General features: G+C 56.6%; 11 protein-coding genes. 8 read left to right on the top strand and 3 right to left on the bottom strand.

Annotation, left to right across the window (positions count from 1 at the left end; genetic code table 11):
• The first annotated feature begins 2 nt into the window (after positions 1-2).
• Complete coding sequence (locus C7378_RS11880) at positions 3-1,850, top strand: CRTAC1 family protein (protein ID WP_131996743.1); 1,848 nt, start codon at positions 3-5, stop codon at positions 1,848-1,850.
• Between the two features lie 7 nt (positions 1,851-1,857).
• On the opposite strand, the gene C7378_RS11875 is transcribed toward C7378_RS11880, so the two are convergent.
• The 3 genes from C7378_RS11875 to C7378_RS11865 are packed head-to-tail and all read right to left on the bottom strand — an operon-like array spanning position 1,858 to position 5,686.
• The gene (locus tag C7378_RS11875) at positions 1,858-3,402 is read right to left on the bottom strand and encodes an NAD(P)/FAD-dependent oxidoreductase (protein ID WP_165876779.1); all 1,545 of its coding nucleotides are present in this window, start codon (positions 3,400-3,402) and stop codon (positions 1,858-1,860) included.
• Complete coding sequence (locus C7378_RS11870) at positions 3,399-4,367, bottom strand: archaeosine biosynthesis radical SAM protein RaSEA (protein ID WP_131996737.1); 969 nt, start codon at positions 4,365-4,367, stop codon at positions 3,399-3,401. The genes C7378_RS11875 and C7378_RS11870 overlap by 4 nt, the downstream gene beginning before the upstream one ends.
• Positions 4,364-5,686 carry an asparagine synthase-related protein gene (locus C7378_RS11865; RefSeq protein WP_131996734.1) on the bottom strand — a complete coding sequence of 441 codons (1,323 nt, stop codon included), beginning with the start codon at positions 5,684-5,686 and terminating at the stop codon, positions 4,364-4,366. The genes C7378_RS11870 and C7378_RS11865 overlap by 4 nt, the downstream gene beginning before the upstream one ends.
• A 169-nt stretch (positions 5,687-5,855) precedes the next feature.
• Here C7378_RS11865 and C7378_RS11860 point away from each other — a divergent pair, with 169 nt between their 5' ends.
• The 7 genes from C7378_RS11860 (at position 5,856) to C7378_RS18205 (ending at position 19,832) form a co-directional block, all read left to right on the top strand.
• A complete protein-coding gene (locus C7378_RS11860) occupies positions 5,856-7,331 on the top strand; it encodes an alginate export family protein (RefSeq protein ID WP_243648216.1) in 1,476 nt (491 codons plus the stop codon).
• A gap of 283 nt (positions 7,332-7,614) precedes the next feature.
• Entirely contained in the window at positions 7,615-11,028 is a 3,414-nt protein-coding gene (locus C7378_RS11855) for a CRTAC1 family protein (RefSeq protein ID WP_243648215.1), read from the top strand.
• 144 nt (positions 11,029-11,172) lie between these two features.
• Positions 11,173-13,665: a TonB-dependent receptor domain-containing protein gene (locus tag C7378_RS11850; RefSeq protein ID WP_131996731.1), complete on the top strand. Its 2,493-nt coding sequence runs from the start codon at positions 11,173-11,175 to the stop codon at positions 13,663-13,665.
• Positions 13,666-14,000: 335 nt separating this feature from the next.
• Entirely contained in the window at positions 14,001-15,608 is a 1,608-nt protein-coding gene (locus tag C7378_RS11845) for an MFS transporter (RefSeq protein WP_131996728.1), read from the top strand.
• 645 nt (positions 15,609-16,253) lie between these two features.
• Complete coding sequence (locus C7378_RS11840; RefSeq protein WP_131997001.1) at positions 16,254-18,857, top strand: glycoside hydrolase family 9 protein; 2,604 nt, start codon at positions 16,254-16,256, stop codon at positions 18,855-18,857.
• A 172-nt stretch (positions 18,858-19,029) separates the two neighbouring features.
• A complete protein-coding gene (locus C7378_RS11835; protein ID WP_131996725.1) occupies positions 19,030-19,353 on the top strand; it encodes a hypothetical protein in 324 nt (107 codons plus the stop codon).
• A gap of 35 nt (positions 19,354-19,388) precedes the next feature.
• Positions 19,389-19,832 carry a twin-arginine translocation signal domain-containing protein gene (locus C7378_RS18205; RefSeq protein WP_424221469.1) on the top strand — a complete coding sequence of 148 codons (444 nt, stop codon included), beginning with the start codon at positions 19,389-19,391 and terminating at the stop codon, positions 19,830-19,832.
• The last annotated feature ends 269 nt before the right edge of the window (positions 19,833-20,101 follow it).

Raw genomic sequence — 20,101 nt, 5'->3', positions numbered from 1 at the left:
GGATGAGACTGTCGCTATTCACAACCTGCGCACTGACTGTAGCGCTTTCCTTCGTCTCGGGCTGCAGGCAGACCGACGGTCGGAAGCCGGTGGAGAGAAGCCAGACAGCAGCCAAGCACACAGGCTCAACTGCGGCTTCGCCTGCTACGCAGGCGGCGATATCTGCCGCAGCAGACCGGCCCTTGGGGCCTGTCCAATTCGTCGATGTCACACGCGAAGCAGGCATTCACTTCAAACACAATAATGGTGCCTTTGGAAAGAAGTATCTTCCGGAGACGATGGGCAGCGGCGTCTGTGTTCTCGACTACGACAATGACGGCCGACAAGACATCCTGTTCGTTAATTCAGCCGACTGGCCGGGACACGGCTCCGCTGCCTCTTACCCGGCGCTCTATCACAACAATGGCGACGGCACCTTCACGGACCGCACGCGCGAAGCCGGGCTGGCGAGCTCATTCTATGGCATGGGTTGCGCAGCCGGTGACTACGATAACGATGGCAGGGAAGATATTTACATCACTGCAGTTGGCTCCAATCACCTGTTTCACAATCTCGGTAACGGGCGGTTCGCAGATGTAACCAAGAAAGCCGGAGTGGGAGGGTCGGGTTTTTCGAGCAGTGCCGTGTGGGTCGATTACGACAATGATGGGAAGCTCGATCTCTTTGTCGAGCACTACGTGACATGGTCGGCTGAAACCGACCAGACCTGTTCCCTGGACGGCAAGAACAAGTCCTATTGCACGCCGCAGGTTTACAAGGGAGAGAGTAATCACCTGTATCATAACCGCGGCGACGGCACCTTTGAAGATGTGACACAGAAAGCGGGGCTCTACGACCCGACCAGCAAGTCGATGGGGGTTGCCCTTCTCGACTACGACAACGATGGCTGGCTTGATCTGCTGGTGACGAACGATACGGAGCCGAACAAGCTCTATCGCAACAACCATAACGGGACGTTTACTGACGTGGGAGTGCAAGCAGGTGTGGCCTACAGCGAGGCCGGTGCTACCCGCGCGGGCATGGGCGTAGACGTGGGAGATTATCAGAACTCTGGACAGCCTGGCGCGGTAATCGGCAACTTCAGCAATGAGGGGCTGGCACTCTATAGCACGGACGGCGCCGGAATCTACAGTGAGCAATCCTCCACAACTGGAATCGATCGCTGGACCAACAAGGTGCTTACCTTCAGCACATTCTTCTTCGACTACAATCTCGACGGACTGATGGATGTGCTCGCGGTCAACGGGCATGTGGCTGATGATGTAAGCGTGACCCAGCCCTCGATTAGCTACAAGGAGCCGACACTTCTGTTTCGCAACGAAGGACACGGCTCCTTTGAAAATGTCTCGAATCGAACCGGGCCGGCGCTGCAGCAGCCGATCGTGGGCCGTGGCGCCGCGTATGGCGACTTCGATAATGATGGCGACCTTGATCTTGTGATCACTGCCGGCAATGGGCCTGCACGCCTGCTGCGCAATATGGGCGGAAACCAAAACGATATGCTTCGCGTGCGACTGGTAGGCACACGATCGAACCGCGATGCCATCGGTGCGGTAGCAATCCTTGTCGATGGGCGGAGCCTTCGTCTACAGCGAATGGTCAAAGGTGGCTCAGGATACCTATCTCAAAGTGAGCTTCCCTTGACCTTTGGCCTGGGGAAACCCGATTCCAGCAGATTGCTGAAGCTGAGTATTGCGTGGCCGCGTGGCCATCGTGAACAGATCGCAGATATCAAACCTAATCAGAGCCTTACGATCGTGGAAGGAAAAGGCATTGTTGCAAGTGAGCCGATTGACCTCAGCGGAAAGGCATCCAATAGCCACGGGGCAGCTGACACGCAGAACAGGTAGGAGGCAGCTATGTCTCCCAAAAGCCTGAGCGTTCAAGCATAGCTGCCACCTCGGGCTGGGAGGCATGAAGCTTATGTGCGTTCTGCAGTAAGTCTTCAGCGTCCACCGGATACCAGTTCTGTCGTTGGGAGTTGCCAAAGCCACCAAGATTGATAGGCTCGATTAACTTCATGGCTTCGCCGATCAGACGCTCTTCATCAGCCGGGTTTACGGCATGGTGCAACTCTTCGAACAATCGCTTGCAGGCGGTGGCAAAGTCTGTGTCTGTATGCAGAAGAAACGACGATGCGAGCGATGGATTTTGCATTCTGCAGGCTGTCTCCGCATAGCTGACCGCCGCAAAATAGAGGAAGGAAATGGCTGCAAAAAGACGGAAGTTTCCCATGCTGCGATAAAGTGCGCCGATGAGCTGGGATGCAGCAGTAAACTCCTCGCCCGTCTCAGCCGCATAGTTGTGCAGCGCTTCGTCAAAGTGCGACGTTCCCCAGTCCTGGCGGATGATCCCGGTAAGCCGCTCGATGCCCAGCAGGGTGAGGGGAAAGCCAGTGGACAGAAGCGGATCGACAAAGCCAGCTGCTGAAGGCAGCATGGCCCAACGGCTGCCGACCATCCTGCTGCTGCGAAAGCCCACTCGCGGCATGTGGACGAAGCGCTCGACAGGCGATGCGCCTGTGAACTGCGCCCTCACGCCAGGCAGTTCATTCAGCATGCGCATCCATGCTGCTTCGCCGTCAGTGAGTTTGAGCCGCTCAGCCACCGCAGCGCTGGCGGCGACACCCGCGCTGGTGATGCCGTTGTTGAAGTGAAGAACCCAGATCCAGCCACCTTCAAAGACATGATGGACCGCGGCATCCTCTACCGGATAGGGCACCGCATCATCGGCGAGCGGCCGACGCTCCACGCCGCGAAAGTGTGAGTAGAGCGCCTGCGTAGAAGGCATTCCTACCGGCGCCATTTCTTCAAGCTGGAGTGCCTGATGCAGAAAGCCGCGGGGCCCTGTCGCATCGATGATGAAGCCAGCTTCGACTTTGCGCTGCTCGCCGTTGCAGCTGCCCCCGATCGCTACCCCGCTGTCTGTCAATTGCAGCGTGCTCAAGGCAAAGTCTTCGTACAAGTCCGCGCCGAAAGACACTGCTTCCTGCGCAAGGAAATGATCGAATGACCCGCGATACCAGTGAGTATCGCCAATCCGGTCATGAGGACTGGCAGCGACGAGAAGATGCCTCTCGCGATCTGCGGGATCATGCGCCGGGCCGCCCAGCGAATGATGAAAGAAGCTGAAGCCGCGCTTAAGTCCGCAAGCCAAATGCGGATAAGTCGCTTGCCAGCTGCCCCACTTGCAGAGCGGAGTCAGCCGCTCCAAGTCATACTGCCTGCACAGGCGTTCCAGGATCAGGTTCGTCAATGGTGTGGATGACTCGCCGATGGCGAAGCGGGGATGCCTGTTGCGCTCGAGAAGCACGACCGACAGCCCCATGCGGCGCAGGATCATTGCCGTGAGGGATCCGCCAAACCCTGAGCCCGCGATAGCGATGTCATATCGCCTGCTCAACTCGCCGCTCCGCACTGAGCACACCCTACACGGGAAAGGATGGTCTGCTGCAGATTCATCTGTCGCAGCCGTGCAACGCGATTCGCGTTGCACGCGGCGCATGTTGTGTGCAGATCCCATGTATCTACAAAGACGCGGCCTCTACCCAGGCGAAGACCGTACTCCATCGCCGCCTCCACCGTGACAAGCGAGGGCGGCACGAAGCTTCCGTCCGCGGCGAGAGTTTCCATCGCTCCGTTGCCGCCGCGGGTCGGAATCAGGCTTGCAGCGGTTGCGCCAAGATCGAATGCGAGATCGAGAGATGCCTGCGCCCAATGAAGAGATTCCTGCGGCGGCATGAACGGCGGCTGCACCAGGATGAATACGCGCAGGTCTATCTCATGCTTGCGCAGAAAATGAGCCGCAGTTGCGAACTGGGTGGGAGTCATTCGCTTATTGAGGCGTGCAAGGGTTTCAGGGTGGGCCGTCTCAAGGCCCATGGCTATCTCAAGTCGTCCGGAGAGGAGATCGCGAAAGCGCAGGCAGCTTTCACCCGTGAGCAGCGGGTGGTTCTCGACGATAACGCGTTCAAAGCGTGTGAGCCGTTCGGCGATTGCCGGATAGTCCACGGGAGGAATGGCTCCCGGATCAAAGAAGTTTCCACTGTTGTAGAGCTTGACCTGCGTGGCTGGCGCCAGGGTGGCAAGGGCGTGATCGATCTGCGCAGGTATCGCGCCGGGAGGCACAGACTGAGTGAGCGTATAGCGCCACAGATCACACATGACGCAGCGGAAGGGACACTCTCGATTGGTAAGAAAGATGGTCGCCGTTGGCTCGATCGTGCCCACAGCCGTTGCTTCGTCCTCCACAAAGCATGCGTACGGCAGCCCAGGATTGAGTTGCTCCCGCGCCGGACGCCGGGAAACGATCCATCTGTCGCGGGCCAGTCCCTGCTCCGGATAGATGTGCAACAGGAGATCAGTCATGGGTACAGTGAAAGAAATTGCTGGCGATAGTCGGCTTCCTTGTAAGGAAGCTTCGCTTGAAACGTGGCCTCTGAAGCTGCGCCGTGTTGAAAGCGCCGCTTGGGAAAGACCGGCATCTCAAGTCCCGTGACCGCCCTGACACCGTTCGAAACGATCTCACCCTTTAGCTCGTAAAGACGAGGCACATCGTAGTTGGTGAGATCGATGAAGGGAATGCCTTCAGCCACGGCAATCACGCCTGGGCGGGTAAAGGGGCTGAATCCGCGGAAACCGAAGTGATGCGCGGGAGCATAGGTGCGCGTGTAGGAGCGGCTGAGCCCGCCACTGTAGGTCAGAGAATGCTTGATCTTGCCTACACCCCAACCCTCCTGGTAAAGCATGGGGTTGTTAACCACGCTGCGAATCGTCAACTCAGGATTCTCTTCAATCGGGTAATCTTTCAGATTTTCATCGCCGCCGTCGCCATCAATCAGATAACGCCAGTCCGGATAGCGTGCTCGAATGCCCCTGCAGAGTGCAGTAGCCATGGTCGCAGACTGCACATCAAGCGCTTTGTAGTCCTCAATGATGCGAATGGTCTCTTCCACCCTGAGAGATGCCGGCTCTACCTCCACTGTTTCCAGAAACAGCTCGAGCCCTAAAGCTGAAAGGAAATTGTGAGCCTGCTTCACATCAGAACCGTTGCCTATGTCGAGCACAAACGCCTTAAGCCGTGCGGGACTCATGCCCAATGTGCGCATGACATGATAGGTCGTAAGGAAAACACTGCCGCTGTCGATGCCCCCGGAGAAACATACCCCGGCAGGCTCTGATGGCGGTATGCTCCTGAGCCATTGCGCAATCTCGTCAGCGAGCGCGCTAATATAGGCGCGGCCAAGCATTTCTGTATCGGCAGGCAGACTCCCCTGGGATGGAGTGAAGAACCTTCTGTAAACAGGATCGGGGTCAGGGCAACCGATGAGCTGTAGCTCAACTACGTGATGAGCCGGAACCATGCGTGTGTAACTGGGATGGAACTGTGCGTCCAGTCCTTCAGCCCTGAGCCAGTCATGGATGGTATCGATGCGCGTAGCGACGACCAGCACAGGGCCGGCCTGGCGCTTGGCAAGAAAATATCGCATAGGGCGGTCCATGGAGCGCGCCAGTAGCACAGTCTTTCCGCGTTGAGCCACTATTGCGAAGGAGCCTGCGATCCGCGAAACCTCTTCTGTATCGCCCTGCAGCAGGATATCCAGAGCCTGCTGCACGGACATCTGATAGAGATGGTTCGCTTCCGGCTCAATGAGATTAACCACTCGCTCGACGTATTCGTGCAGCATCAATACCTCACAACTGCTCAATGTGATTCAGGATATAGCAAGCTCATTCCTGGATTGAGCCAGCATATCGCGAAGGGTTGCGACTGAAACCAACCGAAAGGTTGATCTCCATTCCGAACTTCGGAACGATTGACTTCTCTTCGTCACTACAGCACTCTAGCGGTCACGAATGAAAACAAATAAATTAGCCCTTCTGGTGGCCTCATTTATCGCCATGGCTGTGCCCGCCGTACATGCGTATGGACAGAACTCTCCCGTTAGCATTTCCGTCTATGAGCGAGCTCGCATCAATGCCTGGCAGTGGTTTGCCGCTCCTCCTGAATCCGAGACCTATGGCTACGTTGAGTCGCTGCTGCGGTTGGGGGTTGCTCAGCAGGTTCGCCACTGGGACTGGCAACTGGAACTGTCTCAGCCTGCAGTGCTCGGCTTGCCGGATAATGCAGTTTCTCCGCTCCCAGCGCAGGGGCAGCTGGGACTGGGTGGAACCTACTTCGCATCGAGCGACAACAATACAGATCCGGCGGCGGCCTTTCTCAAGCAGGGGTTCCTGCGATACCACTTCGATCATGCGGACAGGAATCTTCGTCTGGGCCGCTTTGAATTTTTTGATGGCCAGGAGACGCAGCCCAAGAATCCAGTGATTGCATGGGTGCAGGCGAATCGCTCAAGCAATCGGCTGATCAGCAATTTCGGCTTCACCAATGCACAGCGCAGTTTCGACGGCATAGATGCGCATTATGGCATTGGAGCGTGGGACGTCACGGCCTTCGCAGCGCGTGCCGATCAGGGCGTCTTTAACATGAACGGCAATCCGGAACTGAATGTGGATGCGCAATATCTGGCCGTGACGCGGCCCGCTGTGAATGGACACCTGCTGGTACGAGCATTTGGGATTGGTTATCATGACGGTCGCACCGGCGTTACGAAAACGGACAACCGTCCTCTGCCCGTGCGACAGGCAGATCACAAGAATATTCGACTAGGCACGTATGGGGGCAACCTGATTGCTGATATCCCGGCAGGCCATGAAGATATCGATTTTCTCTTCTGGGGTGTTCTACAGAACGGCAACTGGGGAACCCAGAGCGACAGCGCTGGAGCCACCGCTCTTGAGGGTGGCCTCAAACTGACAAGTGTCGCGACTTCGCCGTGGCTGCGCGGCGGCTGGTTCCGGTCCACGGGCGATAACAATCCCACGGATAATCACCACAACACATTCTTTCAGCTTCTTCCCACGCCGCGGTTGTATGCTCGATTCCCTTTCTACAACCTGATGAACAGCACAGATAGTTTCGTGCAAGTGATGGACACTCCAGTGAAGAAGCTAGCACTTCGCAGCGATCTGCACTGGCTCCAACTCACTTCGGCGCAGGACTTCTGGTATCAGGGCGGCGGCGCATTCGACAATAAAGTCTTTGGGTTTGTAGGACGTCCTGCGAATGGGCACTCTTCCCTGGCGACTGTCGCAGACATCAGCGCTGACTGGCAAACCACATCGCAACTGGCCGTCAACTTTTACTATGCGCACGCGAGTGGGAAGAGCACCATTGGCGCTATTTATCCGACGGATCGCAACGGGCAGTTCGGCTATGTGGAATTCGTCTACCGCTGGGGAATCGCGCAGAAGAAAGCGCTTGCGCAATAAAGAGCGTGCAGTGTACCCGCTATATAAAACCAAGATGTACGGCAATTGAACGAATGCAGTAAGGTTGTCCCGTACAGTTTGATCCAGTCCCCAGGAGCACTCAATCGCCCGACATGAGGCTGACTGCCCTTGAGCAGGGCTGGGTCAAACAGGCCACTCTCAATGAGGTCTTGCTGTGCAAAATAAAGTTGTGACCGCGCAATTGTCTTGTCCCGATCATGAAATTCGCAACGCTGCTCTCCGGCTCTCACGATCGTCTTCCACTGAAAGCCGGCGAAATGGTTTGCGCGGAGTTGCGGGACGCATTCTCTGCCTGATGACGATGGTGGCTCTAGGCGCAAATGCTCTTGCACAGACGTCTCAAGTGCAGGCAGCCAGGCTCAATAACATAGGCGTTGCGCTGATGAATCAACAACTGACTGAGAAAGCGTTGCAGCAGTTCGAGGAGGCGCATAAGGCAAACCCTGCTCTGCTGCTGCCGATACTCAACAAGGGAATCGCCCTGCTCTACCTGCAGAAGTATGCAGATGCTGCAACAGCGCTTGAGCAGGCAGCACGGCTCGACCCCAAAGATGCGTGGGTATGGTACAGCCTGGCACTGGTGCATCGCAGTCAAGGGCAGCCGCGCGTGGCCGCAGACGATCTTGAGAAGGTAGTTCAAATGGACCCCTCGGACGCGGACGCGCACTATTATCTCGGCGCGTCCTACCTGGAGCTAAGAAACGCAGATAAAGCAGTCAGCGAATTTCAGGCGGCGCTGCGTGTGAATCCCTTGCACGCCTCGGCGACCTTCGGGCTCGCGCGTGCCCTGCAACTGCAGGGCAAAAACGAGGAGGCTCGCGAGTATCTGAAGCGCTTCGCGCACCTGACCCGGACGAAGATTGCAGCGCCCTTGACCACAGTCTATGGCGAACAGGGACGCTACGCGAAAACTCAGGACATCATGACGAGTGAGCCTTCAGTTACCGCTATGCTGCCAGTCCACTTCGCCGCGAGTCCGATCGGAGACGCAACCGTGGGGGCGAGTGCGACTGCAGGGCCGCAGGGAGGAGCGTGCATGGTCGATCTGTTTGGCCCTAATCATAAGGACCTGGTGGTCCTTGGCCGGGGCGGAGATGCGATCAACGTTTATCGCAATAACGGAGACGGTAATTTTGCAGTGGTGCCCGCGGCGCAGACCGGGCTGATGGCCACGGGTGAGGGAATCTCCTGCGCGGCGGGCGACTATGACAACGATGGGCGAGCTGACCTGGCGATTGCACTGAGCGATCGCGTGCTGCTCTTTCACAATATGGGTAATGGAAAATTTGAGAATGGGACGAAAGCCGCAGGCATCGAGGTAAGCAACCAGCCTTCGGGACTTACATTTATCGACTTTGACCACGATGGAGACCTCGACCTATTCGTAACTGGAGCAGGCATAAATGGAGGAGCGCCCAATGAGCTGTGGCGGAACAACGGAAATTCCACGTTCACAAACTGGACAGCTCCGACTGGATTAGGCGGAAGAGGCAAGACGGTCTCTGCTGTGCTCTCCGACATCAACAACGACCGCGCAGTGGATCTAGTAGTGACCGGATCGACGGGCGCTCCGACCTATTATGCCAATCCGCGCGAGGGGGACTTCAAGGCTCAGCCGCTTTATATCCAGCAAGGACTTGCGTCGTCAATCGGAGTTGACGCTTTTGATTTCAATAAAGATGGTTGGATGGACATTGCAGTTACGCATGACGGCGCACCCGGGCTAAGCCTGTGGCGCAATGTCGATGGGAAACAGTTTGAGCGCGTACCCCTGCCACTCAAAGATGCAACACGAGCCTGGGGAGTGACAACGATTGACTTCGACAACGATGGCTGGCTCGATCTTGCGGCATTGGTGCAGACTGCACAGGGGCCCGCACTGCGTGTCCTCAGAAACATGGGAGCGCAGGGCTTTCAGGATGTGAGTCACGCACTCGGCCTCGACAAAATACAGCTGAAGAATCCTCGAGCACTCATCGCAGCAGATGTAGATAACGATGGAGCAACCGATCTGATTGTTACGCAGCTCGGAGCGCCTGCGCTTGTCCTGCGCAATGTTGGGGGGAACAAGAACCACTCCCTGCGTCTGGATCTCACTGGGCTGGCTGACAACAAGAGCGCCATTGGCACCAAAGTTGAAGTGTTTGCGGGCGGCCTCTGGCAGAAGTTCGAGATCGCTGGAGGCGCCGGCTACCTCAGCCAAGGGCCGACAGAAATCGTGGTGGGACTTGGCGGTGAACCGCATGCCGATGTTGTGCGTATGCTTTGGCCTACTGGAGTTCCCCAGGATGAGCTGAACGTTGCCACGGGGGCAAGCTCGTTTGCCTTTACGGAGCTGGATCGGCGCGGCAGTTCCTGCCCGATATTGTTTGCCTGGGACGGCAAGCAGTACCGCTTTGTTACGGATGTGATCGGTGCAGCTGTTGTAGGGCACTGGGTGGCTCCCCACCAAACAAATCATGCAGATGCGGATGAGTGGATCAAGATCGACGGCTCACGGCTGAAATCGCAGAATGGATTCCTCAGTGTGCGCTTTGGCGAACCAATGGAGGAGATCAACTTTGTTGACCAGATGCGCCTGATAGCTGTCGATCATCCTGCGGGTACAGATGTCTATCCCGACGAGAAGTTTCTGAGCGAGCCGCCTTTTGCTTCAGGCAAGGCGGTGATCTCAGCATCAGCTCATCTGCCAGCCGGGGCGTGGGATGATCACGGTCATGAGGCGCTCGCTGCACTGCGTTATCGCGACCACGATTATCTGCGCGATTTCACAAACCTCAGCTTCGCCGGCTTTGCCAATCAGCACACTCTTACTCTCGATCTCGGTCCATGGACACCACAGAATCCTCTGCGTCTCTTCCTGCACGGATACGTGGAATACTTTAGCGCCAGCTCGATGTACGCTGCGTGGCAGGCGGGCCTCAAGCCGATGCCTCCGTATCTTGAAGCGCAGATGCCGGACGGCAGTTGGAAGCGTATCACGAATGACATGGGCTTCCCCGCCGGGCTGCCACGCACCATTGTTGTAGACCTGACGGGAAAACTGCCAGCGGGTGTGCGGCGTATTCGTATGACTACAAACCTGCAACTCTACTGGGACCAAATACTTGTGGATAACGGGCCGGATCGGAGTCATGAAATCCGCCAGACCGAGATGCCGCTTTCTGATGCGCACCTCTACTTCCGAGGTTATCCGCAACAGGTAGAAGGCAAGACGCCCGGCGATCTGACCTATCGATACGATCGCATCAGCCGGACTGGGCCGTTCGCCTGGCAGCGCGGCAGCTATACCCACTATGGAAATGTGACGCCTCTGCTGGGTAAGGCCGACGACCGATACGTGATCTTTGGCAGTGGCGAAGAGATTGACGCAGAATTCAACTCCAGAAGCCTGCCTCCGCTGCCGCCTCACTGGAAGCGCGATTACTTCTTCTATGCGAACGGTTTCGTCAAGGACATGGATTTCTATGAGGCGCTTCCGTTTACGGTAACCGAGCTGCCGTTCCACAGGGAAAGCACATATCCCTATGACCGGATCATGGAGCACTATCCTGACGGTCCAGCTTCAGTTAGGTACCAGTTGGACTGGAATAATCGGTTTGAATCAGGAGACCGCATCCAGCCCTATCAGTTCAACTATCAACCCTCGACGTCAGCGCCGATGACGGAGCAGTGATTCACTGCTCCGCATTGATGGGCCACACCCGCGATCGGAGATTTAAACATTTATCCATCCTCGGCTGCTTGCTTGCGCAAAGCTGGTCCGGCAAACTCACGCTCTACTCAATAGCAGAAGTCGAGGTTTTCTCCTTCTGATTACATGAAGATGGCGAATTCAGAATCACGCATGAGGATAACCGTGAAAACTAAGCTGCTGCTAGTGATTTTGCCAGCTGTCTGCCTGTGCTGCCGGGCAGACTCAATCTGTGCTCAGCAAAGATCCAGCATGGGAGTCGACCGCCCTATCAAAGCGACGTCCATGCAGATAGAAAATGACTCGAGCGTCACTTCTGCACGGGGCCGTATATCTGGGATATTGAAAGATCCTTCTGGGGCGATTGTTTCAGGGGCAAAGGTGACAATAAGGAACACTGCCTCAAGGTTCAAAGAATCATTGTTAACTAATCGGCAAGGGTACTTTAACTTCACAGCCGTCCCTGTGGGTCACTATCAGGTTATTGTCAAAGCAAAAGGCTTTGGTCTTGCATCTGTCCACGATGTTGCTGTTGCCGTTGACGAACAAATGACGGTTGAGATAGCCCTCAAGCTCGCATCCATTAGCACCAGCGTCATGGTAATTTCGCCAACTGCGAATCCTGTTACAGCGACCTTGCACCAGGTGAATCAGAATGATCGTGATGAAAGCCGCAACTCCGCAGAATTGCTGGCCAGTATGCCTGGCATCAGTCTGCGGAGCAACGGTCAGCTTGCTTCAAGTCCAATGCTTAATGGTCTTGGTGATGAGCGCACTAAGCTGCTCGTAAATGGCATGACGGTTTCCAATGCCTGCCCTAACCATATGAACCCGCCCCTGTCCTACATCTCTCCGTCCAATGCGGCCCAGATCACCGTAATGGCAGGCATTACGCCGGTCAGCGTGGGGGGCGACAGCCTTGGCGGAACCATCTCCATCGAATCGCGCTCGCCTGACTTTGCTGGTCCCGCTGAGCGGCTTCATGAAGAAGGCACATCCTCAGGCTTCTACTGGAGCAACGGGCAGAATTATGGCGGCTCTCTTTCTGAGTGGATTGCTGGCCATAATCTGGGCATCGGTTACACCGGCTCCTGGGTTACCAGCGATGATTACACTGACGGCAGCGGCCGCAAAATTACATCAACGTATGCCCAGAGCACCGACCAGGCGCTAACGCTGGCTGCACGAAATGCCAGAAACCTCGTCGTCCTCCGGGCTGGCCTGCACCACATCCCTTACCAGGGCTTTGTCAACGCGCGCATGGACATGGTGCGCAATTACGCAGCATCGCTGAACCTGCATTACCTCAGAAGGTTCGATCATGGCGGATTGGACACGCATGCTTCCTGGCAAAGCACTTCACACTCAATGAATATCGGCAGAGACAAAATCACATTTCCCATGTCCATGTGGATGCCGATGAACGACCATGGCACGGACATTGGTTACTCAGCAAAATATGAGGTTCCGTTCTCGACACAGAACACGCTGCGCATAGGGAATGAGTTCCATCATTTTGTTCTCAACGATACCTGGCCTCCGGTTGCTGGGGGTGCACCAATGATGGGGCCAAGCAGCTTTGAAAGCATTAACAATGGACACCGCGCTCGCCTGGGGACATTTGTGGAATTGGCCAGTACATGGAATGCACAATGGACCACACTCATAGGCGCGCGCAATGATACCGTCTGGAGCAACACTGGACCGGTGCATGGCTATTCGGCCATGTATGCTGCCGATGCAGCGGCTTTTAACGCATCAAGCCGCGCCCACACAGATGTAGACTCCGATGTAACTGCGCTGGTGCGGTACGAGCCCAACGCTTCCACTGCCTTTGAAGCTGGCTATGCGCGCAAGACTCGAGCACCAAACCTTTACGAGCGCTATGCATGGTCAACCAGTCAAATGATCAGCAGTATGATCGGCTGGTTCGGCGACGGTAACTACTATGTGGGCAACGTTAATCTGAAGCCAGAGATTGCCCAGACTGTCAGCGGCACAGCCACTTTGCATGACCATGCTCGCAAAGTATGGGAAATCAAGACCACGGCCAGCGAGACGCATATACAGGATTATGTTGACGTAGATCCGTTGGCCACTATCGCAAACGGCATGAGTACTTTTGCCCAACTGCGTTTCGCCAATCATAAGGCCAGAATCTACAGTGGCAATATGTCTGGCGATGTCGTCTGGATCAACCCTGGGTTTGGGAAAAGCAGGCTCAGCGGCGTTGCTGGATGGTTGCACGGTGAAAGGCTTGATAGCAGAACAAGCCTTTACCAGATGATGCCATTACATTTGCGTATGAACCTGGACGAGGAGTTCAAGGGGTGGTCGGCAGGCTTTGGCGTCGAAGCTGTGGACCGCAAGTCCGATGTCGATCCGCATCGTTTTGAGCAGAAGACACCAGGCTACGCTCTTTTACATTTGCAGACGGCCTATCATGCATCGCATCTGCAGCTGAGCGCGGCTGTCGATAATCTATTCAACAAAAATTATGCATTGCCATTAGGCGGTGTGAACCTCGATGATTTTCTGGCGAGTATGTCAATGAGCCAGATAAAGCCCGTGATGGGACGCGGACGGTCAGCCTACCTCAGCGCGACCATTCCCTTCTAGCCGTCGCGACTTGATAACGCTATTTGCCGATGAACCTATTTTTTTCGCAACATTCAGGCGCGACTGTCTCGGCAATCAACCGAAGGATGGACTATGTGATCAACCTCTCGACGGTTGCGCATTCCGCATGCTCTTAGTCATGCTTGCATGGCCGTGGATTGAGCCAGCCCGCGTTGCACCTGCGCGCTGTCCCCAGAGAAGCACTCACACTCCATTGCACTAGGAGAAGAAAAAATACCCTTCGTCTATTCGAGTTCCCGACATTGCCACATTTCCAATGTTGCGGTCGATAGGTGACAGGATGCAAGTGAATTGGACTGCCAGGAGGCAAGATCATGGCGCGTAAGGCGTCTCTATTTTCCAGTTGGGGTCATGCGTTTGCGTTTTGGGGTGGTTGTGTAGCGGTGACGATAGGCGTCCTGCTGCACATTCCCATGTTTTTGATGGGCCGCAGTACGCATTACAAATTGGCAGGTATGCCAATGGACATGGGCATGGTTATTGGTATGGGACTCATCGTTGCTGGGTTTGGTGCTACAGCATACGGACTTATACCCCGCCGCAGCACAACAAACCGCGTCTATGAGGAGATCGCGCCACCTGAAGATGCGCCTCTGACGCGCGCACACTGGGTACAGATCATTGTGCTCGCGGCTGCACTGATCATCGATGTGATGAAGGCTGCGACGCTTGGTTTCGTCGTCCCCGGAATGCGCGCTGAGTATGGCCTTACGTTCGCTGGTGTGGCCTTGCTGCCGTTCTCCGGACTGCTCGGCACAACTGTTGGATCCTTCACCTGGGGCGCCCTGGCGGATTTTTACGGGCGAAGGGCCACTATTCTCCTCGCAGCTGTCATCTTTATGGGAACCTCCATATGCGGGGCCATGCCATCATTCAACTGGAACATTTTCATGTGCTTCCTGATGGGCGTTGGCGCCGGCGGCATGCTTCCGGTCACGTATGCCTTGCTGGCCGAAATCATGCCCACCCGGCACCGCGGCTGGTGTCTGGTGCTGGTTGGTGGCATCGGATCCATCGGAGGCTATTTTGCTACCAGCGCACTGTCTGCGTTGCTGCAACCATACTTTGGCTGGCGCATCATGTGGCTCATCAACCTCCCGATCGCCCTCATCCTTATTGTTGTGAGCCCGATGTTGCAGGAGTCGGCCCGTTTTCTGCAAAGCATGGGACGTCTGCAGGAAGCACGAGAGACGCTCGCGCGGTTTGGAATCTCCCTTAGCACAAGGAAAGACAAGCAGGCTGCACCACAGAATCTTCCAACTGTCTCTCCGCTTAAAGTCTCCAATCTGTTAGGCCTTACCTGTGCGCTTACGCTCACCGCTCTATGCGTGGGCTTTGTCAATTTTGGCGTACTGCTGTGGCTGCCCGGCAGCCTGATGCATGAGGGGCGCAGCATGGGCGCAGCCAGCAGGCTTATTGCGCGCTCTACGCTTATCGCTACGCCCACAATTGTTCTGACGGCATGGCTCTATAGCATCTGGAGCACCAAGCGTACGCTGATTCTTGCCGTCGGAGTCACCACATTAGGATTGATAACAATTGTTCTGCGTGATGTCGGTGGGCTGCGCATTTTTTCCAGCCCGGTCATCCCGGTGTCCCTGCTGATCGTTGGCACCAGTGGAATCATTTCAATGCTTTTACCCTACTCGGCAGAAAGCTATCCTCTCCGGGTGCGAGGCCGTGCCACCGGTTGGGTCGCTGGTTTCAGCAAAGGTGGAGGCCTTCTCGCCCAGGGGCTAGGCGCATTGGCTCTGGTTCCGCCTCTGGGTGTGGCAGCCGGAGTGGTGGCTGCTCCCTGCGTGGTGTCAATTCTGCTGATCGTCCTTCTAGGCCACGAAACTCACGCGCGTGACCTACGCGAACTGGAAACGGCCGGGGCGACAACTACCACGATGGAAGTCGCCCCGTTGTACCCGGATTGACGCAGGGCTGCCCCTTCGCCGTAGCTACGGGTGAGTGTCTCTATAAAGGCTTTGGCGCCCGCTAGACGGGGACTCAAAGCGGTGTAGTCGATGGTGTAGCCGTCGTCGCTCACGGTGAGGCGGGTTTCACCCGCCATCGGTATTCTGACCGTTTTCCACCCCGTCGCATCCTCCTGACCGCCATCCTGATCTTCGCATTAGGGCTAGCTTCTCTCAGCAGGCTCGGCTCCCACATTGGGCAGTTCAATTTCACGTTCTCACGTCGGGTGAGAGTAGCCGCTCACAGGGGTGATCGCCGCATTCAGATGGCCGGCGTCACCCATAACGGCATCGGTTCGCGTGATGCTCATTCCCAGATATTCACCCGCAGCCGGGCACAATCTCTTCTGCGGAGAGCCATCGGGTTGCCCCGCGGAAAAGCATTGGGGTGACTTGCCTGGATGCGCGGTGCAGGTGAGCACAGGGTTCCAGGGCATTCGTTCAATTCGAAGCAGATTTGGCCTAACGCGACATGCTCAGCTATACTTCGTTCCCTGCGAGGGTTGAAGGTAAATGGTGAATCGATTTTCTTTTAGGCTTTTGTCTGTTGCTGGTCTCCTGCTCGCAACCGCTTTGCAGGTGGCGGCATTCGGCGCCGACGTCCAGATGAAGGTAACCAAAAACGACTACCTCAGTACGCAGGGCTTCGACGTGATGCTCTACGACAGCAGATATCATCCCGTATTCGTAGATCAGAAGAACACGGCTATGGAGATGATTCTCCACGACCAGCGCATCGCCACGAACGGCGACGTGCGCCTGATGCCGACGCCCGAGCAGTGGGATCTGGTGGCAACCCTCAAAGCACGTCACGCCGAGCAGGCGAATAACCGGCTCACTGCCGATCTCGCCTTTCCGACCTTCGGTCTCAGCTACACGCTGGAAGTCGCAGCGGAACCGGGCGGCGTGAGGGTCAGCGTGAATCTCGATAAACCGCTACCGCCGAAACTTGCCGGCCGCGCGGGCTTCAATCTTGAGTTGCTTCCCTCGATCTACATGGGAAAAGCTTACCTGGTGGATGGAACCAAAGCGGGGATCTTTCCGCGCACGCCCGACGATCCAATGATCAAGGTGTTGCCGCTACCAGATGAACCGAAGAAGGCGTACTACCTGGAGGATTGGGACAAGGCCAAGGGATACACGCAGCCGCTTCCCTTCGCCGAGGGCAGGAGCATCACCCTGGGAGTTGACGATGCGCTGGCCCGAGTGAGCGTTAAGTCGGATACTGCCGACCTCATGTTGTTCGATGGACGCGACCGTGCGCAGAACGGCTGGTTCGTGTTGCGTTCCCTCATCCCTGCGGGTAAGACCAAGGATGCCATCGTGTGGCACATCCGGCCGGATGTGATTCCGAATTGGACGCGGCCGCCGATGATCGCGCACAGCCAGGTGGGTTATGCGCCGGATTTCTCCAAGGTGGCGGTGCTCGAACTCGACCCGAAGTACAAGGCCCCGAAGACAGCAAAAGTGCTGCGCCTGATGGAAGATGGATCATACAAGCAGGTGTTCGAGGGGCCCATCACGCCTGCAAAGCCCTGGCTGCGCTACGTCTATTCGAAGTTTGACTTCACCCCGGTGAAGGACCCCGGTCTCTATGTCATTGAGTACGCAGACCAGCGCACGGCGCCCTTCCCCATTTCCCATGATGTTTATGCCAGAATCTGGCAGGACAGCCTGGACCACCATCTTGCGGAACAGATGGATCACGTTTCCGTCCGCGAAGGCTACCGCATGTGGCACGGCGCTTCTCACCTGGACGATGGCCGCATGGCGCCAGTAGTTGGGGAGCAATTCGACGGTTGGTATCAGGCTACGGCAACGGACGGGAAGTACAAAGGCGGCGATCACATTCCTGGAATGAATGTGGGCGGCTGGTACGATGCCGGCGATTTCGACCTGGAAGAGCCTGCGCAGCTGAGCGTGATTCAAAGTCTGGCTCTGGCGTATCGCGAATTCAATCTCAAGTACGACGAGCTTACGGTGAATGAGACCTCGCGTGAGGTTGAGATGCACCGTCCTGACGGCATGCCGGATACGGTCGAGCAAGTCAAGCACGGCGCTCTGTACATCCTGGCGCAGTTCGACAATATCGGCCACGCCATTCGCGGCACGCACGAGCCGGATTTGCGCCAGTACACGCAGGTCGGCGATGGAGCTTCAAAAACCGACGGACGTATCTACGACCCGAAACTTGGTCCGAACGAAGTGAAGGGCGACTACTCCGGCAAGCCGGACGACCGGTGGATCTTCACCACGAACAACCCCTATTTCCAGTGGAACGCCATTGCGGCGCTGGCTGCAGCGGCCGATACGCTGAAAGGCTATGACGACGCATTAGCGAAAGACTGCCTCGACACCGCGATCAAGGCGTGGAGCGAGGAGAAGTCTCATCCAACGCAGTCTCCGGCGAGCGGCGGTTTAGGTCCAGGGGCTGGCGTGCTGGCTGCTTCTCAGGGTACTGTCGGGGGCGCTCCTAAACGACAGGGCAGCTCGGGCGCTCCGGCAGGTTCTGCTGGCAACAGTGCAGCGCCAGCTCCGCCGGCCAGTTTCCGCCGTAGTGGCTTCGGGGTCGGAGTGGACTGGCCTGCGGCTCTGGAACTGACGATCGCTACGCATGGCGCCGAGCCCTACAAGTCCCGGCTGAAGGAATTGTTCCCTCAGATGATCACGCCCCAGCAGATGGAGTTCCGTGGCTGGTCGGCAGTCCGGGCATTGCCTTATCTCGATGCGAGCGCGAAGGATCAGATGCGGGAAGCCGTGAAGACATACATGGCAGGTCTGGACAAGAAGCTGGACGCCACGCCCTTCGGTGTGCCCCCCAGCCTGGGCACCTGGGGCGGATCGGGCGCCGTGGTGGATATGGCCATCCGAATGTACTTCCTGCACAAGACGTTTCCGGATATTGTCGGCCCCGAATATACGCTGCGGGCGGTCAACTACATCCTCGGCACGCATCCGGTATCCAGCACTTCGTATGTAGCTGGCGTCGGTACGGTGTCGAAGACGAAGACGTATAGCAACAACCGTGCCGATAACTCTTACATTCCGGGCGCCGTGATTCCGGGATACATCATTATCAAGCCGGATTTTCCTGAGTGCATCGATGACTTCGGGTTCCTATGGTTCGAGGATGAAGCAGTCGTCGCCGGGTCGGCAAACTGGGTCGTGGCCGGGAACGCTGCCGAGGCGATCGTCAATGGATCGAAGTAAGAGAAGCTCGAGAAGCGCCGTGCTCCCTCAAGGAGTGCCTCGGGCTTCGTCTTGAATGATCGCATTGCGGCACGGGCATTGTCAGAACAGCATGACCGCTCTTGAGGAAGCATGCCTGCTTAGCTGCGACATGCGAAAAGAAGTTGTGGAGCAACGGAGGCCAAGTAGGTAAATGAACATACGCGTAGCAGTTCTGGCTATAGCACTTGGCGCTGGATGTATGGCAGCCGCTCAGAGCAGCGAATCACACGATGGGTACATCGACTTTCGATTTCAACCGCATACACTCGACCTGAAAGTCGCGGGCGTGCATCTCTCGGGCCCGTCGACACTCTGGCAGTTGACCGGAAAGAGCCTCAACGCTGTAGATCGGGTTGGTCAGGCACCCGAGGTGGAACTTAAGCAAACCGCTCTCGGCAGTGTCTCGCACTCGTTATCGGTCGCTCCCATCAGCGTCAATATCTACCGGTTTCCGGTCACTTCGCCCATGCAATAAAGATCCCGATGTACCCCATCTTCGTCAACTGACTCATAACCATCGGGAAGCCATCTTTTGAAAACCGGAAGGAAGCTGCAATATCGAAATCAAACACGGATGATCCTCGTCTCCTGAGCCGGCGCGACGCTCTGAAGCTTTCGGCTGGCGCCGGGCTTGCTGCAGGGGTCGTTCGTCCGGCTCACGCCTCTGACAGCATCAAAACCGGAGTTCACCAGCAGGAGCCTCCGTTCTGCTCCACGCCTCAATTGGCGGTTGCCAATACGAAATACGGCAAAGTGCGAGGCTTTATTTCGGGCGATGTCTTCACCTTCAAGGGAGTTCCCTACGGCCAGGATACCGGCGGGGAAAATCGCTGGCTTTTCGGCCAAACCTCCCCTGCCCTGGGAGGGTGTCGGTGGTCTGCGGCATCTCTCAGCGGGCCCATTCGTCGTACCAGTGAAGAACACGGAGCGCACGGAGCGTGTTCCAGCGACTAGGCTCCTCAAGTTTGAACCAGACCCTACCGGGATGGGAGTTTTCCAAGAGCCACGACCCGTCCGACTGTTGTTTGGAGCACACCAGTTGAATCGCTTCACCCAGGCGACAATCGGGATCTCCGCCGACGGAGCGAGGTGATTAACCTTTATGAGAGCCATCATCAGAAGTAGACTCGCCGCCCAGATAGCAGCCGCGTTGTGCTGCCAAGACATGTCAGTACGCCGCGGCGTTCACAGTATCTATGGTGGCTTGGGTTCGGGGCGGATTC

It is taken from the genome of Acidipila rosea, assembly GCF_004339725.1.
In the GTDB taxonomy this organism is placed as follows: domain Bacteria; phylum Acidobacteriota; class Terriglobia; order Terriglobales; family Acidobacteriaceae; genus Acidipila; species Acidipila rosea.
Note: the sequence above shows the minus strand (reverse complement) of the source record. Positions and strands in the feature narration are given on the sequence as shown.